The following is a 22574-nucleotide window of genomic DNA, read 5'->3' as shown; positions in this document are numbered from 1 at the left end:
GCATTCGCTCTGCCTTTGTCGGCTCTGGAAGAGGTCGGTGCGCGCTAGATCTGCGCCGGCTCCTCCAGAGCCGACTCAAAATACGCATACCGACGGGTGTTCATGCAGCAAAGATATCACCGGTCTGGTCGAGCAGCGTCCGCGCGGCGGCGCGACCGGCCTCGACCATCCGGTCGTACTGATGGAACTCCAGCAGCCCGACGCCCATCGACGGCGGCGTGATCACCCACGCGCCGAGCCGCTGCGCCTCGGCGGCGCCGCCCCCGCCGATCATCAGAGTGCGCAGCATCGTCTCCCCCAGCGGCGGGACGCGCACCGGCCGCGGAGCTTCCCCCGGCGCCCGCCTCCGCCCGCCGCTCATCGAGACGTTCACCGCGATGATCGGCCCCTCGCTGCGCTCGGTGACCGTGTCGACCGGCAGATTGTCGAGCACTCCGCCGTCCACGAGCAGCCGGCCGTCGCTCGGGATCGGCGAGAAGAGCACGGGCAGCCGCGACGATGCCTTGATGGCGTCCCCGAGATGCCCGGTCCGGTGCACGACCGTCGACCGCGCGAGCAGGTCGGTGCTCACGCAGCGGAAGCCGCGCGGCAGTTCTTCGATCCGCAGGTCGCCGAAGGTGCGCGCCAGGGCCTTCTGCACCCGGGATCCCCGGGCGAGCGAGGTGCGCGGCAGGCCGTAGTCGCCGAGGATGTCCTCGCGCACGAACTCGCGATACGCCACGTCCCCGACATCCGCCGCCGTGACCCCGGTCGCGTAGTACCCGGCGATCACCGACCCCATGCTGGCGCCGGCGACGCGATCGATGCGCAGGCCCGCCTCCTCGAGCTCCAGCAGGACGCCGATGTGGGTGAGCGCGCGGGCGCCTCCGCCGCCGAGCACCAGGGCGATCGACCGCCCGGCGAGCCGGTCGACCAGACCCCGCAGGCTGCTCGGCACGGCGCCCGGTGTACCGGCATCCGCGAAGGAGAGCTCGCTGATGCGCCACGGATCCACGGCGTCGAGCCAGGTCTGACGCATCGCACGCGACGGGGACTCGCCGACGAGCACGAGCTCCGCGCGGCCCGCCATCGGCGGAGTCGTGCCGGCCGGAGCGTCCCCACTGACTCCGACCAGCACCACCGTGTCGGCCTCCCGCGCACAGCGGGCGGCCCATGCCTCGTCGGCCCCCACGGCGACGAGGACGACCATCTGGTTCTCCGCCTCCGCGCGGTCCACCTGTTCCGGGGTGTGCGGACCGTGCAGCAGCGCTACCCGCAGATGTTCGCTCAGCCCGCGGTGAAGCACCGCCGCGACCGCCTCCACCGGCGCCCCCGGCGCCGCGGCCAGCACCGCGACCAGGCTCGGTCGCGAGGCCACCCTGGTCGCAGGGGGACTGGCCTCGGCGAGCTGATGCGCCAGCGCGGTGACCAGCGCCGAAAGCGCGACCGGATCCTCGCCGATCGCCTCGTCGAGCAGCGCGCGCGACACCTCGAGCACCTGGCAGTCGCGTCGTGCGCGCACCGAGGCGGAACGCAGATCGCCCGTGAAGAGCGCGAGTTCCCCCAGAACCGCGCCCGGCCCCACCTCACGGACGACCTGCTCCCCGATCACGACCTCCGCGCGCCCGGATATCAGCACGAACATGGACTCCGCGGCATCCCCCTGCCGCAGCACCCAGTCCCCAGCCGGCACCGTTCGGCGCGGAGCCGTCCCCACGATCCGCTCCCGTGTCGCTGCCGGAAGCCGACCGAACAGCGACTCCTCCACCGGCGGCAGCTCGCGGCGCAGCAGCACCGAGCGCCCCGCATCCGGCTCGCGCAGGTCCGATTCGACGATCGGCTCCTCGTCCCTGCCCTCGGCGCTGTTCCCGGCCCTCCCCAGGAACAGGGTGATCACCGCGCCCGCCGCGAACGAGACGATGCACATCGTCCAGCCGTCGCGCAGGTCCTGGACGACCGTCAGCGGAGTCGGCGCGCCCAGGATCACCACGAGCAGCGCGACGCCGATCGTGCCGCCGATCTGCCGCGCGCTGGAGATCACGGCGGATGCGGTGGCGTACTTGCCTCCCGGCTGCGAGGCGAGCGTCGAGGAGGCCAGCAGCGGCAGGGTCGCTCCCACACCGATGCCGCTGATGACCTGCCCCGGCAGCCACTGCCCCCAGAAGTCCGGAGTGGTCCCCACCACCCCGACGTACCAGGCGTACCCCAGCGCCCAGACGACGAACCCGGCGGCGATGATCCACCGGTACCCGAACCGCTCCGCGACCGGTTCGAGCAGCCCTGCCGTGACTGCGGCGACCAGCGCACCGGGGATCAGCGCGAGACCGGCTTCCAGAACGGTGTACTGCCACACGTACTGCAGCCACAGCACGTTGGTGAGCATGTACCCGAAGAAGCCGACGCCGGCGACCAGGGTCGCGATGTTGGCGACCAGGAAGGTGCGGTCGCGCATCATCGCGAGGTCGAGGACGGGCACCGGATGCTTCATCGAGCTGAGCACGAATCCGGCGAGCAGCAGCACCGCGGCGACGACCACGGTCCACAGCAGCGGACTCGCGGCTCCCCACTCCGACGCCTTGATGATCGCCAGCGTGATCAGCGCGAGGGATGCCGCCAGCAGCAGCGCGCCACGCAGATCCGGCATCCGCCGCCGGCCGGGCGCCCTGCTGTTGACCAGCTGACGCCGCCCCAGCCACCAGGCGATCACGCCGAGCGGCAGGTTGATCCAGAACGCCCAGGTCCACCCGCCCGCCTCGACGACGAGGCCGCCGAGGGGCGGGCCGAGTCCCGCCGCCACCGCCGCGGCGGCCGCCCACAGGCCGACGGCGCGGGCGCGCTTGCCCGCGGGGAACCCCTCGATGACCAGCGCCAGGGAAGCCGGCACGATCATCGCAGCGCCGAGTGCCTGCAGGATGCGCCCCGCCACCAGCATCCCCACGCTGGGTGCGAGCGCGCAGATCACGGAGGCGATGGTGAACAGCCCGATCCCGATCAGGTACAGGCGCTTGCGACCCACGACGTCGCCGAGCCGTCCGAAGACGATCATGAACGCGGCGAACACGATGTTGAAGGCGTTCAGCACCCAGGAGATCGTGCCGATCGAGTCGTCCGGGAAGGACTCGCGGATGCTGGGGAACGCGATGTTCACGATCGTGGCGTCGAGGAACGCGAGCACGGCCCCGAACGAGGCGACCAGCAGCACCGTGCGCCCCGGGATCCGGCCACGCCGAAGCGCGGACTCGCGGGTGCGCCCCGCGACGCCGGCTTCGGGTGTCCGCAGCGCCATCTCCCCAGGCTGTCCGGACGGAAGGCAGGAAACCTCAGTGATCTCACGGATCTTTTCCGCGCGTGCGAGGAGCACCCTGGGAGACACCTACCTGGGGAGGCACTGTCATGTCGCATCGTCGCGCGCTTCGATCCTTCATCGCCGTGGTCACGCTGACGCTGGCGGCGCTCGTCGCACCGGCCGTCGCGAACGCGGATGACGATCCGCCCACGGTCCTCCCCGAACCGACGGCGATGACCGCCGTCGCATCCTCGGTTCCGGATCTGGTGGACGGTCTCGGCACGCTGCCGGCCGGCGCTGCGCCCCCGGTGCTCACGTCGGTCGACACCTCGTTCCTCGTCACGGTCTCGCTGACGGATGCCGGGATGCCGGCTTCGTTCCCGGCGAGCACCCCCGTGACGTTCGCCGCGAACGGCGGAGGCACGGTCATGGTGCATGGCGACGCCGCGATCCCCGCCGGGCAGGCCACGACGACCTTCGAGCTGACGTACTCCGAGCCGACCACCGCGCTCACCGTCACGGTGGCGGCCGGCGGGCTGACGGCGTCGACCGGCTCGTTCCCGGTCGAGCTGACGCTGGCTGTGCTCGCCCATGACGACGCTTCTCTGCTGAACGGCACGGCCGGTTCCGACGGCGCGGCCTGTGCGACGGTCGACGCGCAGCATCCGATGTGCGCGCTGATCTCGCTGCCGGCCGGCGCCGGCGGTGACGTCGCGGTGTCGCTCGGCGTCTGCGCGGATGCCGCGTGCGGCGAGAACGCGCTCGTGACGCAGGTCCTCGCCGACCTCGACGATCTGTACACGCGCGATGCCCCAGCGAAGATGACGATCGTGTGCGACAAATCGCTGTGCGGCAGCGGAGGCGTCGCGCACTACCGGGCACTGTGGTCCACGACGGCCATCGGGGAACTCGTCACGACGCCGGCCTGTCCTGCGAAGGGCGTGATCGGCGACGGCCAGGACTTCTGCACCGACCAGCGTGCAAGCACCCGCGACCGCGCCGGCGACCTTCGCCTGGTGGTCCTCTTCCTTACGGACGTCCGCGGGACGATCTGACGCCGCAGTCAGACCAGTTCCGCGACGAGCCGCTCGATCCGGCCGCGGATCTCGTCGCGGATCGGGCGGACGGCGTCGATGCCCTGACCCGCGGGGTCGTCGAGCTTCCAGTCCTCGTAGCGCTTGCCGGGGAAGAACGGGCAGGCATCGCCGCAGCCCATCGTGATGACGACGTCGGATGCCTGCACCGCTTCGGTGGTGAGCACCTTCGGCTGCTCGGCGGTGATGTCGATGCCCGCCTCGCGCATGGCCTCGACGGCGATCGGGTTGATCTGATCGGCCGGCATGGATCCGGCGGAGCGCACCTCGATGCGGTCGCCGGCGATGTCGCGCAGGAACCCGGCCGCCATCTGCGAACGGCCCGCGTTGTGCACGCAGACGAAGAGGACGGACGGTTTGGTCATGACTGCTCCTGTTCGGCGGTGCGGATGAGTTCGTCGACGAGCGCGCGGACGCGCGCCGCAAGATCGTCGCGGATGGCTTCGACGCCTGCACGGGAGGCCAGGGCGGGGTCGCCGACGGCCCAGTCGTCGTAGCGGACGCCGGGGATGACGGGGCAGACGTCGCCGCAGCCCATCGTGATGACGACATCCGCCGCGCGGAGGGCGTCATCGGTGAGAGGCTTCGGGAAGCGCTCCGCCGCCACGTCGCCCTCGATCTCGGCGAGGATCGATCGCACGCGCGGGTGGATCACGTCCGCGGGGCGGGAACCGGCGGAACGGGCGACGACCCGGCCCCCGGCGATCTGATTCACGAGTGCTGCGGCGAGCTGCGAGCGTCCCGCGTTGGCGACGCAGACGAACAGCACCTGCGGGACGGACCCGTCGCGGTCTCGGGTGAGGTCGGCGAGGCGCTGCCGGGCGAAGCGCTCGGTGAGAGGGACGAGCGCGCCGGTGACCTTCGCCGTTCGGGCGAGTGACGTGTAGGACTCACGGACGATGCTGAGCACCGTCTCGGGCCTCAGCCCGGGGACCTCCGCGGCGAGCTCGTCGGCGAGATGCGTGATCCGGATGTCGAAGTCCGGACGCGCGTTCTCCGCCGGTGCGTCCGCGACAGGGGCGACCGTCGCCGGCGCGAACGACTCCAGCAGGGCGGTGACGGCGCCGCGGCGGTTAGGGGTGATGCGGTACCACACCCAGGTGCCCCGGCGCTCCGACGTGAGCACGTCGACGTCCTTGAGCACCTTCAGGTGGTGAGACACGGTCGGCTGCGACACGTCGGCGAGTTCTGCGAGGTCGCAGACGCACGACTCGCCGCGCGGGTCGGACGCTATCGCAGACAGCATCCGCAGCCGCAGCGGGTCGGAGAGCGCCTTCAGCGTCGCGGCGACAGCACCGGCCGCCTCCTGGCCGATGGCGTGTGTGGCGACCGGGCTGCAGGCCTCGCCCGCATCCGTCAGGGTGACGTTCATGAGGCGATCCTCTCGCCGGTGTACGGATCGGTGCGGAACCAGGCTCGAGCTGCCCAGAGCGAGACGTAGACGAGTCCGACGAGAACAGGGACCTCGATGAGCGGGCCGACGACTCCGGCGAGCGCCTCGCCGGATGCCGCGCCGAAGGTGCCGATCGCGACGGCGATCGCGAGTTCGAAGTTGTTGCCCGCCGCGGTGAAGGCCAGCGTCGTCGAACGTGCATAGTTCAACCCGAGCGCCTTACCAGTGAGTATGCCGGTGAACCACATGACGGCGAAGTACGCCAGCAGCGGGACCGCGATCCGCGCGACATCCAGCGGATGCGAGGTCACCTGCTGTCCCTGCAGAGCGAACAGCAGAACGATCGTGAACAGCAGCCCGTACAACGCCCAGGGGCCGATGACCGGGAGGAACTTCTGCTCGTACCAGGCGCGGCCGCGGCGCCGCTCACCGATCCACCGGGAGGCGAAGCCGGCGATCAGCGGCACTCCGAGGAAGACCAGCACGTTCAGTGCGATCTGCCAGACCGAGATCTCCAGCCCCTGGGTGTCCAGGCCCAGCCACCCGGGCAGGACGGTGAGGTAGAACCAGCCCAGCAGCGAGAATGCGACGACCTGGAACACCGAGTTGATCGCGACCAGCACGGCCGTGGCCTCGCGGTCACCGCAGGCGAGGTCGTTCCAGATCACGACCATGGCGATGCAGCGGGCGAGGCCGACGATGATCAGTCCGGTGCGGTACTCGGGCAGGTCGGGCAGGAAGATCCAGGCGAGCGCGAACATCACCGCGGGACCGACCAGCCAGTTCAGCACCAGAGACGAGACGAGAAGCCGCTTGTCCCCGGTGACGGCGGCGATCCGGTCGTAGCGGACCTTCGCGAGCACCGGGTACATCATCACCAGCAGTCCGAGACCGATCGGCACCGAGATGCCGCCGACCTCCATCCGGCCGAGCAGGTCGGAAAGCGCGGGCACGAAGCGCCCGAGCAGCAGGCCCGCGACCATGGCGAGGCCGATCCACAGCGGCAGCCACCTGTCCAGAGTGGACAGCCGGCGAGAGGCAGTGCGGGCCGGCGTCGCGGTCTCGGCGGTCACGAGAAGTTCCGCCCGGACTGAATAGACATGCTTCTATATTGAAGCATGTCTATTCAGTATTCAAGCGTCAACCGACGCTGACCGGACGTGATCCGATCTGCAGCACGGCCGGAGCCGCGCAGCATCCAGCACCCTCGGCGTCGAAGCCGCCGGCACCCCCGCACACTCCCGTGTCGGGCAGCACGAGCTCGTTGCGCGCTGCGGCCTCATGGTCGCCGGCGAGGTGCGCGGCGACGCTGCGCACCTGCTCGTATCCGGTCAGCGCGAGGAACGTCGGCGCCCGGCCGTATGACTTCGCCCCGACGATGAACAGCCCCTGCTCGGGCTGCGCGAGCTGGCGTGCGCCCGTTGCCCCGACCGAGCCGCAGGAGTGGATGTTCGGATCGATCTCCGCGGCGATCCCGGCGACCGCGTCGAGCGACGCGTCGAGGTCGATGCGCACCTCCCGCAGGAAGCTCGTGTCAGGGCGGAACCCGGTCAGCGCGAAGACCTGCGCGACTCCGGTGAGCTCGCGGCCGTCCTCGGCGAGGAGAGTCAGCTCGCCTGCATCCTGCCGGAACTCCGCGACACGGAAGCCGGTGATCACCTTGACGATGCCGGCGTCGATGACCTTGCGCGCGCGTGACCCGAGCGCTGCGCGCTCTGGCAGTTCATCGCCGGCCCCGCCGCCGAACACGTTCACGGCGCTGCCGCGACGGAGCAGCCAGGTCACGCGCGTGCCCGGCTCGCGGCGGGCGAGCTCGCTCAGGCGCAGCACCGCGTGCGTCGCCGAGTGCCCGGCTCCGACGACCACGACGTGCGATCCCGCGAGGTCGGACACGTCATCCGGGATGCGGTACGAGATGAGATCGGATGCCGCGGGCTCGCCGACCGCCGGGAATCCGTCGGCTCCCGCGGGGTTCGGCTGCGCCCAGGTGCCGCTCGCGTCGATCACCGCACTCGCGAGGATGCGGCCGTCGTGACCATCCTGGTCGACCGTGTGCACGACGAACGGCGTGCTCTTGCGGCCGCTGGCGACGACCTTGTCGCGACCTCGGCGCGCGACGCCGGTGACGGTGGTGCCGTAGAGCACGCGGTCGCCGAGCGCCTTCGCCAGCGGTGCGAGATACTCGCTCACCCACTCCGCCCCCGTCGGGTAGCCGCTCGCCGGCGCCGTCCAGCCCGTCGGCTCGAGCAGGCGTCGCGCAGCGGCATCCGTCAGCTCCGGCCAGGCGGAGAACAGCCGCACGTGCCCCCACTCGGACACGGCGGCGGCAGCGGTCGCACCGCGTTCGGCGATCACGACATCGAGGCCGCGCTCGGTCAGGTGCGCGGCAGCCGCCAGGCCCTGCGGGCCGGCTCCGATGACGACGACGGGAAGGTCAGGCATCACAACTCCTCAAATCGAAGAACTTCAATACGAGAACACTCGCGCACCTATCGAAGTTTGTCAATACGTGTCAGACTATCGGTATGAGTCTCCCCCTGACCATCGAACAGACCGCGTGCTGCGTGCCGCGCGTGACCGCGACCCTGACATCCGACGAGGCCGAGCGGGCCGCGCGCGTGTTCAAGGCGCTGGGCGACTCCACCCGGGTGATGCTGCTCTCCCTCATCGCCGGCAGCGAGGGCGGCGAGGCCTGCATCTGCGATCTCACCGAGCCGGTCGGACTCTCGCAGGGCACCGTGTCGCACCACATGAAGCTGCTCACCGAAGCCGGTCTGGTCACGCGCGAGCAGCGCGGGAAGTGGGCGTATTTCGCTGTGAACGACGGCGCGCTGGATGCGGCGGCGGATGCTCTCCGGGTGAGGTGAGGCTTCCCGGTTCCTGAGCGAGCGCAGCGCCCTTCGACATGCTCAGGGCCCCAGCGTGACCACGCCGAGCGCGGCAAGAGTGCGCCGGGAGCGCTCCCGGAGCGCCACATCGCTCGTCGCTTCGGCGAGCGTCAGGCCCAGCAGCGCCGGCTCGTAGCCGCCGTAGGTTCCCGTCGTCCTGGCCAGTCCCTCGCGAGCGGCCTCGGCCGCCTGCGCGGAGAAGCCCTGCATCGCCAGCGCCTGCGCTCTGATCCGGTGCAGCCGGGTGAGCGTCTCCGTCGCCTTCGCCCGGGCGGCCGCGATCGTCTCGTCGATCAGCGCGAGAGCTGAGGCCGCGTCCCCGGCATCCGCCAGCGCCTCGGCGCGCGCAGCATCGAGCAGCGCGACCTCGGTCGCGAGATCGAGCCCGGCGAGCACCCCGCGCGCCTGATCGAACAGTTCCCACGCCCCGTCGCGATCCCCGGTGCCGGCGGCCGCACGAGCCTGCTCGCGGAACACCAGCCCGACCAGTTCCTCGTCGTCGACCCGCTGCGCGAGGCGCAGGGCCGCGCGCAGCACGGGCAGCGCCTCGGCGTGCCGTCCCTGCGCGACCAGCACGTCGGCCCGGTTGTACAGCGCGGTGGCCTCATTCGCATCGTCGCCGAGGCGGTGGAAGCTCTCGGCTGCCCGCCCGAACCCCTCCACCGCCTGCCCCCAGTCCCCGGAGTCGTACGCGTCGATCGCGAGATTGTTCAGAGTGAGCGCCTGTCCGCTCAGGTCGTCCAGCTGCTCGTACAGTGCGAGCGCGAGCTGCCCGTACGGCCGGTCCTCCGTCTCCTCCGACGCCCCGTACGCCAGGTGCAGGGCGTTGCAGGCGTGCGCGAGCACCGTCCGGTCGCCCGAGGCCTCGGCCCATGCGACGCCCTGTCGCCCCCACTGCACGGCGCCCGCCGATCGGCGCTGTAGATGCAGGCAGAACCCGTACCGGGTGGCGAGCGTCGCGCGCACGGCATCGGCCGCAGCGCCCTCGGTGCGCTCCAGCATCCGCAGCGCGCGGGTCAACTGCGCAAGGGCCGGGCGGTACCGGCCCAGGCGCAGGGTGATCCTGGCCTCCTTGTAGAGCAGCTCAGCGGTCGGCACCGGGTCGGATGCCAGGTCGCGCCGCGCCCGTCGCAGTGCGGCGAGCGCCCCCGCCGCATCCCCTGCCATGTCGAGGCACTCGCCCAGCGACGCGTTCGCCGCCGAGCGCTCCAGCAGCGGAGTCGGCAGGTGCGCCGCGCTGTCCAGCGCCCGCGCGAAGAACGCCGCCGCCTGCGCATAGGCGTACTTCGCGCGCGCCTCCTCGCCCGCGCGCAGCGAGTACGGCCAGGCCTTCTCGTGCAGCCCGGCGGCGTGGAAATGCATGCTGAGCAGCTCGGCCGGCGCGGTGTCCTCGAGCGCCAGGGCGACCCGTTCGTGCATCTCCCGGCGCATCCGGTAGGGCAGTCCCGCGTATGCCACGTCTCGGACCATGGCATGCCGGAACTCCAGCTCGCGGCCGTCCGCCGGGCGCAGGAACTCGTCCAGTCGCCCCACGATCTCGTCGGCGCGCACCGCGTGCATCTCCGAGAGGATGCCCGGGTCGAACCGCGCCCCGAGCACCGCCGCCAGCCGCAGCAGCGTGCGATCGTCGGCCGACAGCCGGTCGATGTCGACGAGCAGCACGGCCTCCACCGAGTCCGGCAGGTCATCCGCCGTCCCGCCCGCGGCGAGCGCGGTGAGGAACAGCGGGTTGCCGCGGGCGCGCTCGGCCATCGCCTCCAGCGCGCTGCGGCCCGGGCGGGCGTCCCCCGCTGCTGACGCGAGCAGCTCGATGGCTGCCTCCGGCGGCATCGCGGCGAGCGCGATCCGCCGATCCTCCGTCCCGCCCAGAGCGGGTACGAACCCGATCGGCACCTCCCGCCGGGTGACGACCATGCACCACGGGCGGCGCCGAGCCTCCGCTCCGAGCCGCTGCAGCAGCGCGCCGGACGCCTCGTCCATCAGGTGCGCGTCCTCGAAGATCAGCAGCGTCGGCCCCGGCAGCAAGGCGGCGATGAGTGAGACCGCCGCCTCCTCGATGCGTCCGCGGCGGAACCGCTCGTCCAGTTCCTCCACCTCGCGGGTCATCGGCAGGCTCAGGTCGAGCGGCGCTCCGAGCAGCGGCAGCCAGGGGGACAGCTGCGGGGCGTCCGTCTGCACCGCCTGCGCCAGCCGCGCCGCGGCCTGCTCTGCGGACTCCCGCGCGCCGATCCCGAGCACGGAGCGCAGCAGCGCGCCGGCCGCGGCGTACGGCGTGCCGGTGTCGTAGCCGCCGGCGGTCGTGACGAGCGTGGTCATCCCGGCCGGCACCGCGACCTCGGCCACCAGCCGGGACTTGCCGATGCCGGGCTCGCCGACCACGTCCAGCACGACCCCCTGACCCGCTACGGCCCCTTCGAGCGCCGCAGTCAGCGTCGCGAGCTCGTCCTCCCGGCCGACGAACCGCGCCTCGCCGCGGCCCGCACTCCACCCGCCGTGCACCTCGCGGACGACGAGCGCCTGCACGGGATCGCGCTTGCCCTTCACCAGGAACGGCTCGAGGTCGTCGCCCCGCACCTCGGCTCTGGTCTCCCGGGCCGCGTGCCGGGTGGCGACCACCTGTCCCGCTGCGGCGCGGCCGAGCAGCCGGGCGGCGAGGTTCACCGCGTCCCCCTTGATCGAGTACGTCCGACGCACCGCCGGCCCCAGTTCACCGCTGAACACATGCCCGGTGTTCAGCCCCACCCGCACTTCGAGCGGACCCGCATGCGCGGCGATCGCGAGGGCGGTGCGCAGCATCCGATCCGCGTCGTGCCCGGCACTGCGCGGGGCGCCCGCGGTGAGCATGATCTTGCCGCCGTCCGCAGCGATGTCCGACTCGAAGAACGTCGTCCCGTTGTCGAGGCACGCGTGCTGCACGGCGGTCACGACGTCGTGCACGGCGGATGCCGCGGCATCCGGCCCCTCGTCGCGCAGCAGGGCGTCGGTACCGGTGAACTGCACGAAGGCGACGGCGATCGGGCGGTGCTCGGGCGCGGCAGCCCCCGACTGCAGGTGGGCCAGGATGCCGGGCGGCAGGGTCGGCGCGGCATCCGTCATCGGCGCAGCGGCGGGCGGGACTGCGGCCGATTCAGGGCACGAGCGCAGCGTGCGGCCCTCCGCCGCCCGGTCGCCGAGCACGCGCCCCGGCAGCAGGCCGGCGGTCTCCGCGCTCAGCAGGATCCGACCGGCCTCACAGGCCTGCTCCACCGCGACCAGCCGCGTGATCGCGGGCCCCGCGACGATGAGCTCCCGGTGGCTCGCCGGATCGCCGACGAGGAAGACGTCGAAGCATCCGCTGTGGATGCCGATCGACAGCCGCAGCCGCGCAGGTGCGGGCAGGGCGGCGGTGCGGACCAGGCCGTGCAGCGCCGCGCGCATCCGGTACGACGCCCGCGCCGCGCGCGCGGCGTGATCGGCGCCGCGGTACAGCAGCAGCACCGCGTCGCCACCCCACTTGAGCAGGTCGGCTCCGTCGGCGAAGGCGGGTTCGAGCAGCGTCGCGAAGGTGAGATCGAGGGTGTCGCTGAGCAGTTCCGCGCCCACGCGCCCTCGGCGGGCGAGCCGCTCCGTGAGCGAGGTGAAGCCCGAGATGTCGGCGAAGACCATGGTGCCTTCCACCTGACGGCACTGCTCCGGCCCACCCTCGGCGAGCCACTCGGCCGACAGCCGGGGAGCGTAGGGGCCGACGTCGAGCGACGTCGTCACGGAAACTCGAGACACGGATGTATCGACCTCACTAGAATCTGCGATCAGGGGATGGACTCATGGGGACTGCGTGAGAGGCGGTGGCGTCGGCATGTTCCTGGGCAGGGAGGCCGAGTTGCGCGCGCTCACCACCGCGCTGGACGACACGGCCGCATCGGGACGCGTCATCGTCGTACTCGGCGAGGGCGGCATCGGCAAGAGCACGCTCATCGAACAGGCGCTCTCCCGTGCGGGTTCCGGCCGGGTCGTGCTGCGCGCCGGTGCTGATGCGATGGAGCAGAGGCGATCTCTCGGACTGCTGCTCGATGCATACGGCGCGCTCCTCACCGACGACGACCGCCGCATCATCGACGAGCGCAACGCCCACGCCGTCACGGAGCGACTGCTGGCGGTGACCGACAGCGTCGCGACCGCGCCGACCGCGCTCGTGCTGGAAGACCTGCAGTGGGCCGACGACGCCTCGCTCGCGCTGCTCACCCGGGTCAGCCGCACGCTCGCCCAGCTCCCGCTGCTGATCGTCTGCTCGCTGCGCACGCAGGCCCGCCACGAGACCTCGCCCGCCCTCGACCACCTGCTCAGCGTGCTCAGCGAGCGCGGGCTGCTGTCGCAGATCGAAGTGCCGCGGCTGCCGGATGCCACCTGCGTGACGATCGTGGAACGCCTCACCGGCGGGCGGGTCGAAGGCGCCCTCGCGCACTACGTCGAGGCTGCCGGCGGGAACCCGCTCTTCCTCACCGAGATGGTGCGCTCCCTGCTGCGCGACCACGCCGTCACGATTGCGCCAGACGGCCAGGCGCAGCTGGTGGCCGCACCGGTCGGCCCCTCCCCCTCGCTGTCGATGGTGATGATGCGGCACCTCAGCCACCTCGGCGCCGCCACCCGCGAGATGCTCACGACGGCGGCGCTGCTCGGCACCCGCTTCTCGGTCACGCAGCTGCGGGTCGTCGCGGGGCAGCCGATGAGCGCGCTGGTACCGATGCTGCGCGAGGCGTTCGCCGCCGGCTTCCTCGAGGAGATCGACGACGACGCCCTCGGCTTCCGGCACGAGCTGATCCAGGAGGTGCTGCTGCAGGACGTGCCCGCCGCTGTGCGCGCCGAGCTGCACCGCGAGGTTGCCTTGCGGATGGATGCCGCGGGCGTCGCGCCCGCGACGGTCGCCGGGCACCTGTTGCAGGCACCCGTCTCGCGGGAGGACCTGGATTGGATGCTGCAGCTGGCACAGCGCACGGCGATCGCGGCGCCCCTCCTGGCGGCGGAGCTGTGGGAGCGGGTCGCGCACCACACGGACGCCGGCGACGAGCGGCACGTGCGCGCGACCGCGGGTCTCGCCAGGGCGGCACTCAGCTCGGGGCGGGCGGCCGACGCGAGCATCCTCGCCGAGCAGGCGCTGGGTGAAGACGTGCCCGCCGACGTGCTGCCGGCGCTCACCCTCACCTACACGCACGCGCTCATGCAGCAGCACCGGCAGGACGAGTCGCAGGAGCAGTCCCAGCAGTGGGCGCTGTCGGAGCTGATCGAGCCCGCTGACCGGGCCGCGCATCTCGCTTTCGCCGGCTGGCCCCGGCTGATGCTCGGCGACCTCGACGGCGCGAAGCGGCTCGCTGCGGAGGGCGCCGCGCTGGCCGCGACGGTCGGCAACCACGGCGCGCAGGTCACGGCGCTCGCGCTGCACGGACAGATCGCCGATTTCCAGGGCGACCTGGACATGGCCGTCTCCCTGCTGTCCACCGCCGTCGAGACGGCCGACCAGCATCCGTCGCTCGCCTCGATCGAGGCGTTCCCGCACGCACTGCTCGCACTCGCCCTCGCGGATGCCGGGCGAACGGACGGCGTCGCGGCGCTGCTGCAGCGCGGTCTGCGCGTGTCGGAGGAATTCGGCTACCGCACCGGCATGGTCGCCGCGCACGCCTTCGGTGCGCAGGCGCTGAGCAGCACGTCCATCCTGTCCGACATCACCGCAGAGCTCGACGCGCACCATTCCCTGGTCGGCACGATGGATGTGCGGATGATCGGCCCTGTGCTCGGGCTCCGGGCCTGCATGGTGGCGCGCCAGCAGGGACCGGCAGCGGCGGTCGAGTTCGCCGATCTGCTCGACCCCGTGCCTGACCGGTCCACCTGGGCCGGGCGCGGCCGGGCCTGGATCTGGCGTGGGCTCAGCCAGCGCGACCGCGCCCGAGACGACCATGCCGCCGCGCTCGAGGTGCTCTGGACCGGCTGGCAGGACTGCCTCGAGGCGGACATGCTCATGGAGTGCGCCGAGCTCGGCCTCGATCTCGTGCTGCTGTCGCGACTGGTGGCCGGCATCCGCCCGGCGGAGAGCCGACTGGTGCTGGAGCGGGCGCATACGGCATCCGAACTGCTCGCGGCGTTCGCCGATCGGAATCCCGACGTGACGTACCTGCGTGCGATCGCGCTGGCCGTGCGCGGCGTCCTGGACGAGCCGGAGGCCGTGCTCGAGGCAGAGCGGCTGATGGCGACCACGCCGCGCCGGCTCGACCATGCGCGACTCGCCGAGGTCGCGGCTCGCGCACTGCCGGCGCGATCGGGCGAACGGCGGATGCTGGCCGAGACCGCGCTGCGCGAGTACGCCGAGATCGGTGCCGACCATGAGGTGACCAGGGCCAGGGCCGGTTTCCGGAAGACCGGGATCCCGGTGCTGTCGCCGCCTCGGACGCGGCCGACGTTCGGGTGGGATTCCCTGACACGCACCGAGGAGAAGGTCGCGGCGCAGCTCGCCACGGGAGCGACGAACCCGCAGATCGCGCAGCGGCTGAACGTCTCGCGGCGCACGGTGGAGACGCATGTCTCAAACATCCTCGCCAAGCTCGGGCTGCGCACGCGCACCGAGGTCGCCGTCTTCGTCGCGCGTCGTCTCGATGATGTCGGAGAGCACCGCGAGTAGGTCGATCCAGCCGCTGAACGGCAGGGGCTGATCCCGCCCGCTCACCCGGCCGACGGGCGGGTCGGTGCCGTCCAGCTCGATCTCGATCCGCACCCTGCCAGCGTCGCACCGGCAGCCGGATGCCGGATCCGTGAGATCACGGAACTTCCCGGCATCGTCCGCAAAGCATGAACTCGCTCATCCGGACTCCGCCGGCGTGACACACTGAAACAACTCAGCCCCGAAGGAATCGCATGTCCGCACTCTTCTCCGCCAACCTGATCTGGACGATCGTGGCTCTTGCCGCCCTCGCGATCAACGTGCTCGCACTGATCTACATCCCGCGCGGCCGCAAGCCCACGGCGGCGATGGCCTGGCTGCTGCTCATCTTCCTGGTGCCGTTCGTGGGCATGGGGCTGTACCTGCTGATCGGCAACTTCCGGCTGCCGAAGAAGCGGCAGGACGAGCAGAAGCGCATCACTGCGATGATCGCCGAGCGGGCCGGCGACCACGTCGACGTCGAGGCTCCGCGCTGGCTGCAGCGCGTCGCGATCCAGAACCACGAACTCACCGGCCTGCCTGTCGTCGGGGACTCCTCCGCCGAGCTGATCGACGACTATCAGGGGTCGATCGACGCGATGGCCGCCGCGATCGACACGGCGAAGACGTACGTGCACGTCGAGTTCTACATCGCCGCATGGGATGACACCACGCGCGGCTTCTTCGCCGCGATGGAGCGCGCCGTGCAGCGCGGCGTCACCGTTCGCCTGCTCGCCGACTACATCGCCTCGCGCAAGATCCCGAAGTCGGAGGAGACCTTCGCCGAACTGGACCGCATCGGCGTGAAGTGGTCGTGGATGCTGCCGTTCCGCCCGTTCAAGGGCGAGTACCAGCGCCCCGATCTGCGCAACCACCGCAAGCTCGTCGTCGTCGACGGCGCGATCGGTTTCGTCGGTTCGCAGAACCTCATCTCGCGCGACTACAACGCCGAGAAGAACATCAAGCGCGGCCTGATGTGGCAGGAGCTCGTCTCCCGCGTCGAGGGTCCGGTCGTCGCCCAGGTGGATGCCGTGTTCCTGAGCGACTGGCTGATCGAGACCGGCGAGGACCTCTCCGAGATCGAGCGGGTGCCGGCATCCGCTGTGCCGAAGCCCGCCGGGGGCGACCTGCACTGCCAGATGGTGCCGAGCGGTCCGGCTTACGGCACCGAGAACAACCTGCGGATGTTCCTCTCGCTGATCCACGGGGCGACCGAGAAGGTCATCCTGACGAGCCCCTACTTCGTGCCGGACGAGGCGATGATCTACGCGATCACGACCGCCTGCCAGCGGGGACTGGACGTGCAGCTGTTCGTGTCGGAGCTGGGCGACCAGGGCATGGTCTACCATGCGCAGCGCTCGTACTACGAGACGCTGCTGCGCGCCGGCGTGCGCATCTTCCTGTACCCGGCGCCGTACATCCTGCACGCGAAGCACTTCTCGATCGACGACGACATCGCCGTGATCGGCTCGAGCAACATGGACATCCGCTCCTTCAGCCTGAACTCGGAGATGTCGCTGCTCGTGCGCGGCGAGTCTTTCGTCGCGCAGATGCGCGACGTCGAGCAGAAGTACCGGGATGCCGGTCGCGAGCTCACCCTCGAGGAGTGGCTGCGCGAGCCCGCGAAGTCGACGTTCCTCGACGGGGTGTTCCGGCTGACCTCGGCACTGAACTGAGCCTGCAGTGAATCGAGCGGGGGCGCTCAGCCCTCGCCGAGTTCGCCGGGGTTCTTCAGCCGCCACACCTCGTCGGGCTGGCCGATCGCTCCGTCGAGGACGATGTCGGAGGTCGCCGTGTTCGGCCCTGCGGTCCAGGTGATGCTGCCGACGACCTCACCGTCGGTGTAGGTCTTCGGCTTCTCGGTTGTCATGGTGACCTCGATCGGCGTGTCCGACCAGGTGCGGAGCGAGGCGCTCTCGGCGATCACCAGCTGGGCCTTGTCGCCCCATCGCGTCGTCACCTCGCCGACCACCTGGCCGGCGCTTCCCACCGGCACCTCGTGGAACCCGCTGCGGATGCTCGCCAGCAGTGCCTGCACCTCTGCGTCGACCGATCGGTCGCTCCAGCCTCCGAGCACCACGCCGACCACGGCGAGCGGCTCGCCGATGCCGACGTCGAGCGACGCGGTGTAGAGCAGGTTGTGCGCGCCGTCACCGAGGTTGCCGGTCTTCAGCCCGGTGACCCCCTCGACGCCGAGCAGGTCGTTGGTGTTGGAGACGACCCCGATGTTCGGCAGTGTCATCGACCGGGTCGCGGTGATCGCGGCGACCGCCGGGTTCGCCGCCGCCAGCCTGCCCAGAGCGATGAGATCCGCCGGCGTGCTGGTGTTCTTCGGGCTGATGCCCGTCGGCTCGACGATCCGCGTCTCTGCGAGCCCGTTCTTCGCGAGCCACCGCCGCGCTGCGCTGAGGAACGCCCCCTGCGAGCCGTACGCCCAGGTGGACACCGCCTCGGCGTAGTTGCTCGCCGACGGGATGAGCATCGCCGCGAGCGCTTCGCGCTCGGACATCGAGCTGCCCGTCGGCATCGCCCTGATCGTGGCCCCCTGCACGTAGTACTTGTCGTACAGGTCGTGGTCGGTCTTGCTGAACCGGATCGTGGGGCCGGGATCGATCGCGTCGGCGAGCGGCTTGCGCTCGAGCACGACGAGCGCCGTGACGAGCTTGGTGATGCTCGCCATCGGTCGCGGGTCGTTCGTGCCGGTCTTCGCCCAGATGCCCGATGTCTCACCGAGATACGCCTCGCCGCCGGAGACGGAGAGTGCGGAGGCGCCCTCCTGAGGCAACGCGATGACCGCGGCGGCGGATGCCGGGGCCGCGGGCGTCTGCGATGCGACCGTCGGCGCGGGCAGCGGGGCGGCGAGAGCCCACCAGACGTATCCGCCCGTGGCGCCGAGGATCAGCACGAGCACGATCGCAGTGATCAGCAGTCCGACCCTGCCTCGCCTGCGGCGCACGGCGCGGTCTGCGTCGGTCGGCGCCTGCGCGCCCTGGAAGAGGTCCGCGATCTCGGAGAGGTCTTCCGTCACGTCGTCGTGAGTCCTGATGGCTGCCCCCAGGCTGTGTGTGTCCCCTCATCCTGGCACCATCCTCGCCGTGCGTGGCTGCCGGCCGACCTGCGGCGGCGCAGAGGGAAGCGCAGACGAGCTCCGCGGTCAGCCGGTGTGCGGCAGCGCGTGGAACGCGCGGTCGACGTAGACCAGCGGCCGGCTCTCCTCACCGAAGATGACTTCGACGACCTCGGCGATGACCACCGTCGAGGATCCGACGGCCACGGTCTGCAGCGGCCGGCAACGCAGCGCGACCCGCGCGGCGGGCAGGTGCGGCTCGCCTGTCGGCAGGACGCCCCAGCCCTGCTCCGGCGTGAAGCGCTCGGCCCCGCTCACCGCGAAGCTCTGGGCGAGCAGGGAGTGCTCGTCGTCGATCAGATGCACGACGAAACCCTCGGCCTCGAGGATCGCGCCGGCGCTTCCGGTCGCGCGCGTGACCGAGAAGACGATCGCCGCGGGGTCGACGGCCACCGACGCCACGCTCGACGCGGTGAGGCCCACCGGGCCCGTCGACGTCATGGTCGTGATGATCGCGACCCCGGCCGGATGCCGGCGGAACGCCGCCTTCATGGCCTCTCCGACCTCGGACGGGACCGGCGCCCCGGGCTTCACGGTGATGGCCGGCGCACTCACTCGGACACCGCCTGCGGAGGAAGGGCCGCCACCAGCGGGTGGTCGAAGTCGTACGTCCCGGCCTTCGCCGCGCCGCCCGGGGAGCCGATCTCGTCGAAGAACTCGACGTTGGCCTTGTAGTAGTCGGCCCACTCCTCGGGCAGGTCGTCCTCGTAGTAGATCGCCTCGACAGGGCATACCGGCTCGCAGGCACCGCAGTCCACGCACTCGTCGGGATGGATGTACAGGGAGCGCTCACCCTCGTAGATGCAGTCCACCGGGCATTCGTCGATGCACGCGCGGTCCTTCACATCCACGCACGGCAGCGCGATCACGTAGGTCATCGGAGGGCGTCCTTCACTCGGGTCACGGTTCCAGCGTAAAACCTCAAGTAACCTTGAGGTCAAATCGAGGGAAGGTTCTGCGATGACCGCCGAGCAGGCACACACCCCGGACGAGCCGCTGACCATCGGCGAGATGAGCCGGCGCACCGGCGTCGCACCGTCTGCCTTGCACTTCTACGAGAGCCTCGGGCTGATCGCGTCGACCCGCACTCCCGGCAATCAGCGCCGCTACGCCCGGCACATGCTGCGCCGCGTCTCGCTCATCACCGTCGCCAAGAACCTCGGCCTGCCGCTGTCGGAGGTGAAGGACGCGTTCGCCGATGTGCCGCTCACCCAGACTCCGAGCCACGAGGACTGGGCGCGCGCGTCCCGGCGCTGGAAACGCGAGCTGGAGAAGCGCCGCGAGGGCATCGAACGTCTGGAACGCGAGCTGACCGGATGCATCGGCTGCGGATGCCTGTCGATGAAGGCGTGCGGACTGCTCAACCCCGACGACGCTCTCGGCACGCAGGGCGCCGGCGCCCTGCGCCTGCGGGACGACGGCTGATCACCCTCCCAGGGTGACCCTGTCGCGCGGGCCCCGGTCGCCCGCTAGCGTCTATCCGTTCGATCGGCGCCGAAGCCCCGCTTCGCCGCATCCCCCCACCAGAACGGAGTACTGAACGATGACCGAGACTCAGACCCTTTACCAGCAGCTCGGCGAGAGCGAGGGCATCGGCGGTGTCGTCGACCGGCTGTACGAGCTGATCATGGCCGACGAGACACTCGCCCCCTACTTCGTCGAGACCCACCTCGCCAAGCAGAAGGGGCACATGGCCATGTTCCTCACTGCGGCGACCGGCGGCCCGAACACGTACAAGGGCCTCGACATGAATTCCGCGCACGCCGGTCGCGGCATCTCCGACGCCGACTTCGACAGCGTGATCGGGCACGCGGCGACGGCACTGACTGAGGCGGGCGTCGACTCGGAGACCATCGGCGAGGTCGCCGGGGCGCTGATGCCGCTGCGCGCTCAGGTGGTCACCGGCTCCTGACTGCACGGCGAAGGCCCTGTTGCGATGCTCGGGCATCGCAACAGGGCCTTCGCTGCGTGTCTCAGGCGACCTCGCCCGCGGCGACCGTCTCGGCGAGCATGTGCACGCGGGGCAGGTGGTGCGCACCGTAGAAGTCGGCGGACACCAGCCGCGCAGCATCCGCGGCATCCTGCGCGTCGTGCGCCAGCACGGCGGCGACCGCGAGACCGTGCATCCAACCTCCGGCGAGCGTTCCGAGCAGCATGAGGTAGGGCACGCTGACGCCGTAGGCGTCGCGGGTCTGACCGAAACCGAGCAGCGCCGCCGTGGCGGAGCGCGCCGAGGCGATCGCACGCTCGAGGCGGTCGGCGGTGCGCGCGGCGACGGCGTCATCGAGGCCGCGCAGCACTGCCACGGTCTGCTCGATGGCGCCGAACAGCTCCTCGGCGGTCGCACCGCCGTTGCGGATCACCTTGCGTCCGATCAGGTCGTTCGACTGGATCGCGGTGGTGCCTTCGTAGATCGGCATGATGCGGGCATCCCGGTAGTGCTGCGCGATGCCGGTCTCCTCGATGAAGCCCATGCCGCCGTGCACCTGGATGGCATCACTGGTCAGCGCGACGGCGTCCTCGGTCGCCCAGCCCTTCAGGATCGGCACGAAGAACTCCGCGAGCGCGCCGGTCCCGTCGGTGTCGGCGCGGTCGAACAGGTCGCCGAGGTAGACGCCGAGTGCCCGCATCGCGAAGACGCGGCTCTGCATCGAGAGCAGCAGACGACGGACGTCGGGATGCTCGGCGATCGGTGCGCCCGGGGCGCGGTCGAGCACGACGCCCTGACGGCGCTCAGCCGCGTACGCGGCGGCCTGCTGATAGGCGCGGTCCGAGATGCCGGTGGCCTGGAACCCCATCCCCGCACGCGCGGAGTTCATCATCACGAACATGCCCGCCAGTCCCCCGCCGACCTCTCCGACCAGGTAGCCGGTGGCGTCCTCATAGGCGAGCACGCAGGTCGGGCTGCCGTGGATGCCGAGCTTGTGCTCGATCGACGCGGTGGTGACGGCGTTGCGCTCCCCCGGCTCGCCGGCCGCGTCGGGCAGGAACTTCGGCACCACGAACAGTGACAGCCCCTTCGCACCGGCCGGGGCGTCCGGCGTGCGCGCGAGCACGAGGTGCACGATGTTCGGCGCGACGTCGTGGTCGCCCCAGGTGATGAAGATCTTCTGGCCGCTCACGCCCCACGAACCGTCGTCGCGCGGCGTCGCCATGGTGCGGATCGCGCCGAGGTCGGTTCCGGCCTCCGGCTCGGTGAGGTTCATCGTGCCGGTCCACTCGCCCGAGACCAGCTTGGACAGGTACGTCTCGCGGATCTCGTCGGATGCCGCGGCGTCGAGCGCGTGGATCTGGCCGGCGGAGAGCAGCCAGCACAGCGCGAAAGCCGCGTTGGACCCGTTCCAGATCTCACCGAGCCCGGCACGGATCGATCCGGGCAGGCCGTCTCCGCCTGCGGACTCCGGGGCCTCAGCAGTGACCCAGCCCGCTTCGACGAAGGCCTGGTAGGCCTCGGCGAAGCCGTCAGGAAGGTGCACCTGGCCGTCCTCGAGACGGGCGCCGACACGGTCGCCGACGGTCTCGAGAGGAGCGAGGACGGAAGCCGCGAACTCGCCGGCGCCCGCGATGATCTCCGTGGCGTCCTCGGCGCTGAACGCGCCTCCGGTGCCTCGCGTGACCAGGTCGAGGCCGAAGGCCTCGCCGAAGAGGAACGCGTAGTCCGAGACCGGGGGGATGTAGTCGGATGCCATCGGGACTCCATTCTGCGACACCGCATGTGGTGAGACTGCGGTTCAGTCTAGCTGGGATCGAGTCTCATCGGAAGTCTCCGTTAACGCGAAAGAGCCACCCAGCTTTGGGTGGCTCTTTCGTTTAGAAGGAGTTCGGCGGTGTCCTACTCTCCCACAGGGTCCCCCCTGCAGTACCATCGGCGCTGTGAGGCTTAGCTTCCGGGTTCGGAATGTGACCGGGCGTTTCCCTCACGCTATGGCCGCCGAAACACTATTGACATGTATCAGGCAACACGAGCACGTGAATGTGTGTGTTGTTTGGTTCCCGACCGTACGTCGAGAACCACAAAGTGGACGCGTTCATCTCGCAGAAAGAGGTGTTATCAAGTCGTCGGCTTATTAGTACCAGTCAGCTGCACACGTTGCCGTGCTTCCACATCTGGCCTATCAACCCAGTAGTCTGGCTGGGAGCCTC

16 protein-coding genes and 2 rRNA genes are annotated in these 22574 nt (G+C 70.8%); 6 read left to right on the top strand and 12 right to left on the bottom strand.

Annotated elements, in window-relative coordinates:
* Positions 1 to 100: 100 nt before the first annotated feature.
* On the bottom strand, positions 101 to 3265 hold the full coding sequence (locus DY023_RS02210) for an MFS transporter (RefSeq protein ID WP_116240717.1): 3165 nt from the start codon (positions 3263 to 3265) through the stop codon (positions 101 to 103).
* Positions 3266 to 3372: 107 nt separating this feature from the next.
* Here DY023_RS02210 and DY023_RS02205 point away from each other — a divergent pair, with 107 nt between their 5' ends.
* Positions 3373 to 4320: a hypothetical protein gene (locus DY023_RS02205; protein ID WP_116240716.1), complete on the top strand. Its 948-nt coding sequence runs from the start codon at positions 3373 to 3375 to the stop codon at positions 4318 to 4320.
* Between the two features lie 8 nt (positions 4321 to 4328).
* On the opposite strand, the gene DY023_RS02200 is transcribed toward DY023_RS02205, so the two are convergent.
* The 4 genes from DY023_RS02200 to DY023_RS02185 all read right to left on the bottom strand — a co-directional run bounded on the left by DY023_RS02200 (position 4329) and on the right by DY023_RS02185 (position 8194).
* Positions 4329 to 4724: an arsenate reductase ArsC gene (locus DY023_RS02200; protein WP_116240715.1), complete on the bottom strand. Its 396-nt coding sequence runs from the start codon at positions 4722 to 4724 to the stop codon at positions 4329 to 4331.
* Positions 4721 to 5731, bottom strand: a complete 1011-nt coding sequence (locus DY023_RS02195) for a metalloregulator ArsR/SmtB family transcription factor (protein WP_116240714.1) — start codon at positions 5729 to 5731, stop codon at positions 4721 to 4723. Before DY023_RS02195 ends, DY023_RS02200 begins: the two co-directional genes overlap by 4 nt.
* Positions 5728 to 6825, bottom strand: a complete 1098-nt coding sequence (gene arsB / locus DY023_RS02190) for an ACR3 family arsenite efflux transporter (protein WP_116240713.1) — start codon at positions 6823 to 6825, stop codon at positions 5728 to 5730. Before arsB ends, DY023_RS02195 begins: the two co-directional genes overlap by 4 nt.
* 67 nt (positions 6826 to 6892) lie before the next feature.
* Complete coding sequence (locus DY023_RS02185) at positions 6893 to 8194, bottom strand: NAD(P)-binding domain-containing protein (RefSeq protein WP_116240712.1); 1302 nt, start codon at positions 8192 to 8194, stop codon at positions 6893 to 6895.
* A gap of 83 nt (positions 8195 to 8277) precedes the next feature.
* Between DY023_RS02185 and DY023_RS02180 the strand changes: the two genes are divergently transcribed.
* Complete coding sequence (locus DY023_RS02180; RefSeq protein WP_116240711.1) at positions 8278 to 8619, top strand: ArsR/SmtB family transcription factor; 342 nt, start codon at positions 8278 to 8280, stop codon at positions 8617 to 8619.
* 42 nt (positions 8620 to 8661) lie between these two features.
* On the opposite strand, the gene DY023_RS02175 is transcribed toward DY023_RS02180, so the two are convergent.
* Positions 8662 to 12399 (bottom strand): AAA family ATPase, encoded by a 3738-nt coding sequence (locus tag DY023_RS02175; RefSeq protein WP_147303244.1) that lies wholly within the window; start codon positions 12397 to 12399, stop codon positions 8662 to 8664.
* A 76-nt stretch (positions 12400 to 12475) separates the two neighbouring features.
* Here DY023_RS02175 and DY023_RS02170 point away from each other — a divergent pair, with 76 nt between their 5' ends.
* Entirely contained in the window at positions 12476 to 15286 is a 2811-nt protein-coding gene (locus DY023_RS02170) for a helix-turn-helix transcriptional regulator (RefSeq protein ID WP_116240709.1), read from the top strand.
* Positions 15287 to 15519: 233 nt separating this feature from the next.
* Complete coding sequence (cls, locus tag DY023_RS02165) at positions 15520 to 16980, top strand: cardiolipin synthase (RefSeq protein ID WP_116240708.1); 1461 nt, start codon at positions 15520 to 15522, stop codon at positions 16978 to 16980.
* 26 nt (positions 16981 to 17006) lie between these two features.
* On the opposite strand, the gene DY023_RS02160 is transcribed toward cls, so the two are convergent.
* The 3 genes from DY023_RS02160 to fdxA all read right to left on the bottom strand — a co-directional run bounded on the left by DY023_RS02160 (position 17007) and on the right by fdxA (position 19309).
* Positions 17007 to 18332 (bottom strand): D-alanyl-D-alanine carboxypeptidase family protein, encoded by a 1326-nt coding sequence (locus DY023_RS02160; RefSeq protein WP_245958544.1) that lies wholly within the window; start codon positions 18330 to 18332, stop codon positions 17007 to 17009.
* Between the two features lie 126 nt (positions 18333 to 18458).
* Complete coding sequence (locus DY023_RS02155; RefSeq protein ID WP_116240815.1) at positions 18459 to 18923, bottom strand: flavin reductase family protein; 465 nt, start codon at positions 18921 to 18923, stop codon at positions 18459 to 18461.
* Between the two features lie 59 nt (positions 18924 to 18982).
* Positions 18983 to 19309 carry a ferredoxin gene (gene fdxA, locus DY023_RS02150; RefSeq protein WP_116240706.1) on the bottom strand — a complete coding sequence of 109 codons (327 nt, stop codon included), beginning with the start codon at positions 19307 to 19309 and terminating at the stop codon, positions 18983 to 18985.
* Positions 19310 to 19391: 82 nt separating this feature from the next.
* Between fdxA and soxR the strand changes: the two genes are divergently transcribed.
* Both soxR and DY023_RS02140 read left to right on the top strand, forming a co-directional pair.
* Positions 19392 to 19856: a redox-sensitive transcriptional activator SoxR gene (gene soxR, locus DY023_RS02145; RefSeq protein ID WP_116240705.1), complete on the top strand. Its 465-nt coding sequence runs from the start codon at positions 19392 to 19394 to the stop codon at positions 19854 to 19856.
* Positions 19857 to 19974: 118 nt separating this feature from the next.
* Positions 19975 to 20343 carry a group I truncated hemoglobin gene (locus DY023_RS02140; protein WP_116240704.1) on the top strand — a complete coding sequence of 123 codons (369 nt, stop codon included), beginning with the start codon at positions 19975 to 19977 and terminating at the stop codon, positions 20341 to 20343.
* Positions 20344 to 20404: 61 nt separating this feature from the next.
* On the opposite strand, the gene DY023_RS02135 is transcribed toward DY023_RS02140, so the two are convergent.
* From DY023_RS02135 to DY023_RS02125, 3 genes are all read right to left on the bottom strand, one after another.
* Positions 20405 to 22120 carry an acyl-CoA dehydrogenase family protein gene (locus tag DY023_RS02135; protein WP_116240703.1) on the bottom strand — a complete coding sequence of 572 codons (1716 nt, stop codon included), beginning with the start codon at positions 22118 to 22120 and terminating at the stop codon, positions 20405 to 20407.
* A gap of 130 nt (positions 22121 to 22250) precedes the next feature.
* A 5S ribosomal RNA gene (rrf, locus tag DY023_RS02130) occupies positions 22251 to 22367 on the bottom strand.
* Between the two features lie 111 nt (positions 22368 to 22478).
* A 23S ribosomal RNA gene (locus DY023_RS02125) occupies positions 22479 to 22574 on the bottom strand; the annotation flags it as partial.

Source organism: Microbacterium bovistercoris, from assembly GCF_003387575.1.
In the GTDB taxonomy this organism is placed as follows: domain Bacteria; phylum Actinomycetota; class Actinomycetes; order Actinomycetales; family Microbacteriaceae; genus Microbacterium; species Microbacterium bovistercoris.
Note: the sequence above shows the minus strand (reverse complement) of the source record. Positions and strands in the feature narration are given on the sequence as shown.

Excerpts from the sequence above, each read along its gene's own strand:
- DY023_RS02210 (WP_116240717.1), bottom strand. The coding sequence starts at position 3,265 with ATGGCGCTGCGGACACCCGAAGCCGGCGTCGCGGGGCGCACCCGCGAG.
- DY023_RS02205 (WP_116240716.1), top strand. The coding sequence starts at position 3,373 with ATGTCGCATCGTCGCGCGCTTCGATCCTTCATCGCCGTGGTCACGCTG.
- DY023_RS02200 (WP_116240715.1), bottom strand. The coding sequence starts at position 4,724 with ATGACCAAACCGTCCGTCCTCTTCGTCTGCGTGCACAACGCGGGCCGT.
- DY023_RS02195 (WP_116240714.1), bottom strand. The coding sequence starts at position 5,731 with ATGAACGTCACCCTGACGGATGCGGGCGAGGCCTGCAGCCCGGTCGCC.
- DY023_RS02185 (WP_116240712.1), bottom strand. The coding sequence starts at position 8,194 with ATGCCTGACCTTCCCGTCGTCGTCATCGGAGCCGGCCCGCAGGGCCTG.
- DY023_RS02180 (WP_116240711.1), top strand. The coding sequence starts at position 8,278 with ATGAGTCTCCCCCTGACCATCGAACAGACCGCGTGCTGCGTGCCGCGC.
- DY023_RS02170 (WP_116240709.1), top strand. The coding sequence starts at position 12,476 with ATGTTCCTGGGCAGGGAGGCCGAGTTGCGCGCGCTCACCACCGCGCTG.
- cls (WP_116240708.1), top strand. The coding sequence starts at position 15,520 with ATGTCCGCACTCTTCTCCGCCAACCTGATCTGGACGATCGTGGCTCTT.
- DY023_RS02155 (WP_116240815.1), bottom strand. The coding sequence starts at position 18,923 with ATGAAGGCGGCGTTCCGCCGGCATCCGGCCGGGGTCGCGATCATCACG.
- fdxA (WP_116240706.1), bottom strand. The coding sequence starts at position 19,309 with ATGACCTACGTGATCGCGCTGCCGTGCGTGGATGTGAAGGACCGCGCG.
- soxR (WP_116240705.1), top strand. The coding sequence starts at position 19,392 with ATGACCGCCGAGCAGGCACACACCCCGGACGAGCCGCTGACCATCGGC.
- DY023_RS02140 (WP_116240704.1), top strand. The coding sequence starts at position 19,975 with ATGACCGAGACTCAGACCCTTTACCAGCAGCTCGGCGAGAGCGAGGGC.
- DY023_RS02135 (WP_116240703.1), bottom strand. The coding sequence starts at position 22,120 with ATGGCATCCGACTACATCCCCCCGGTCTCGGACTACGCGTTCCTCTTC.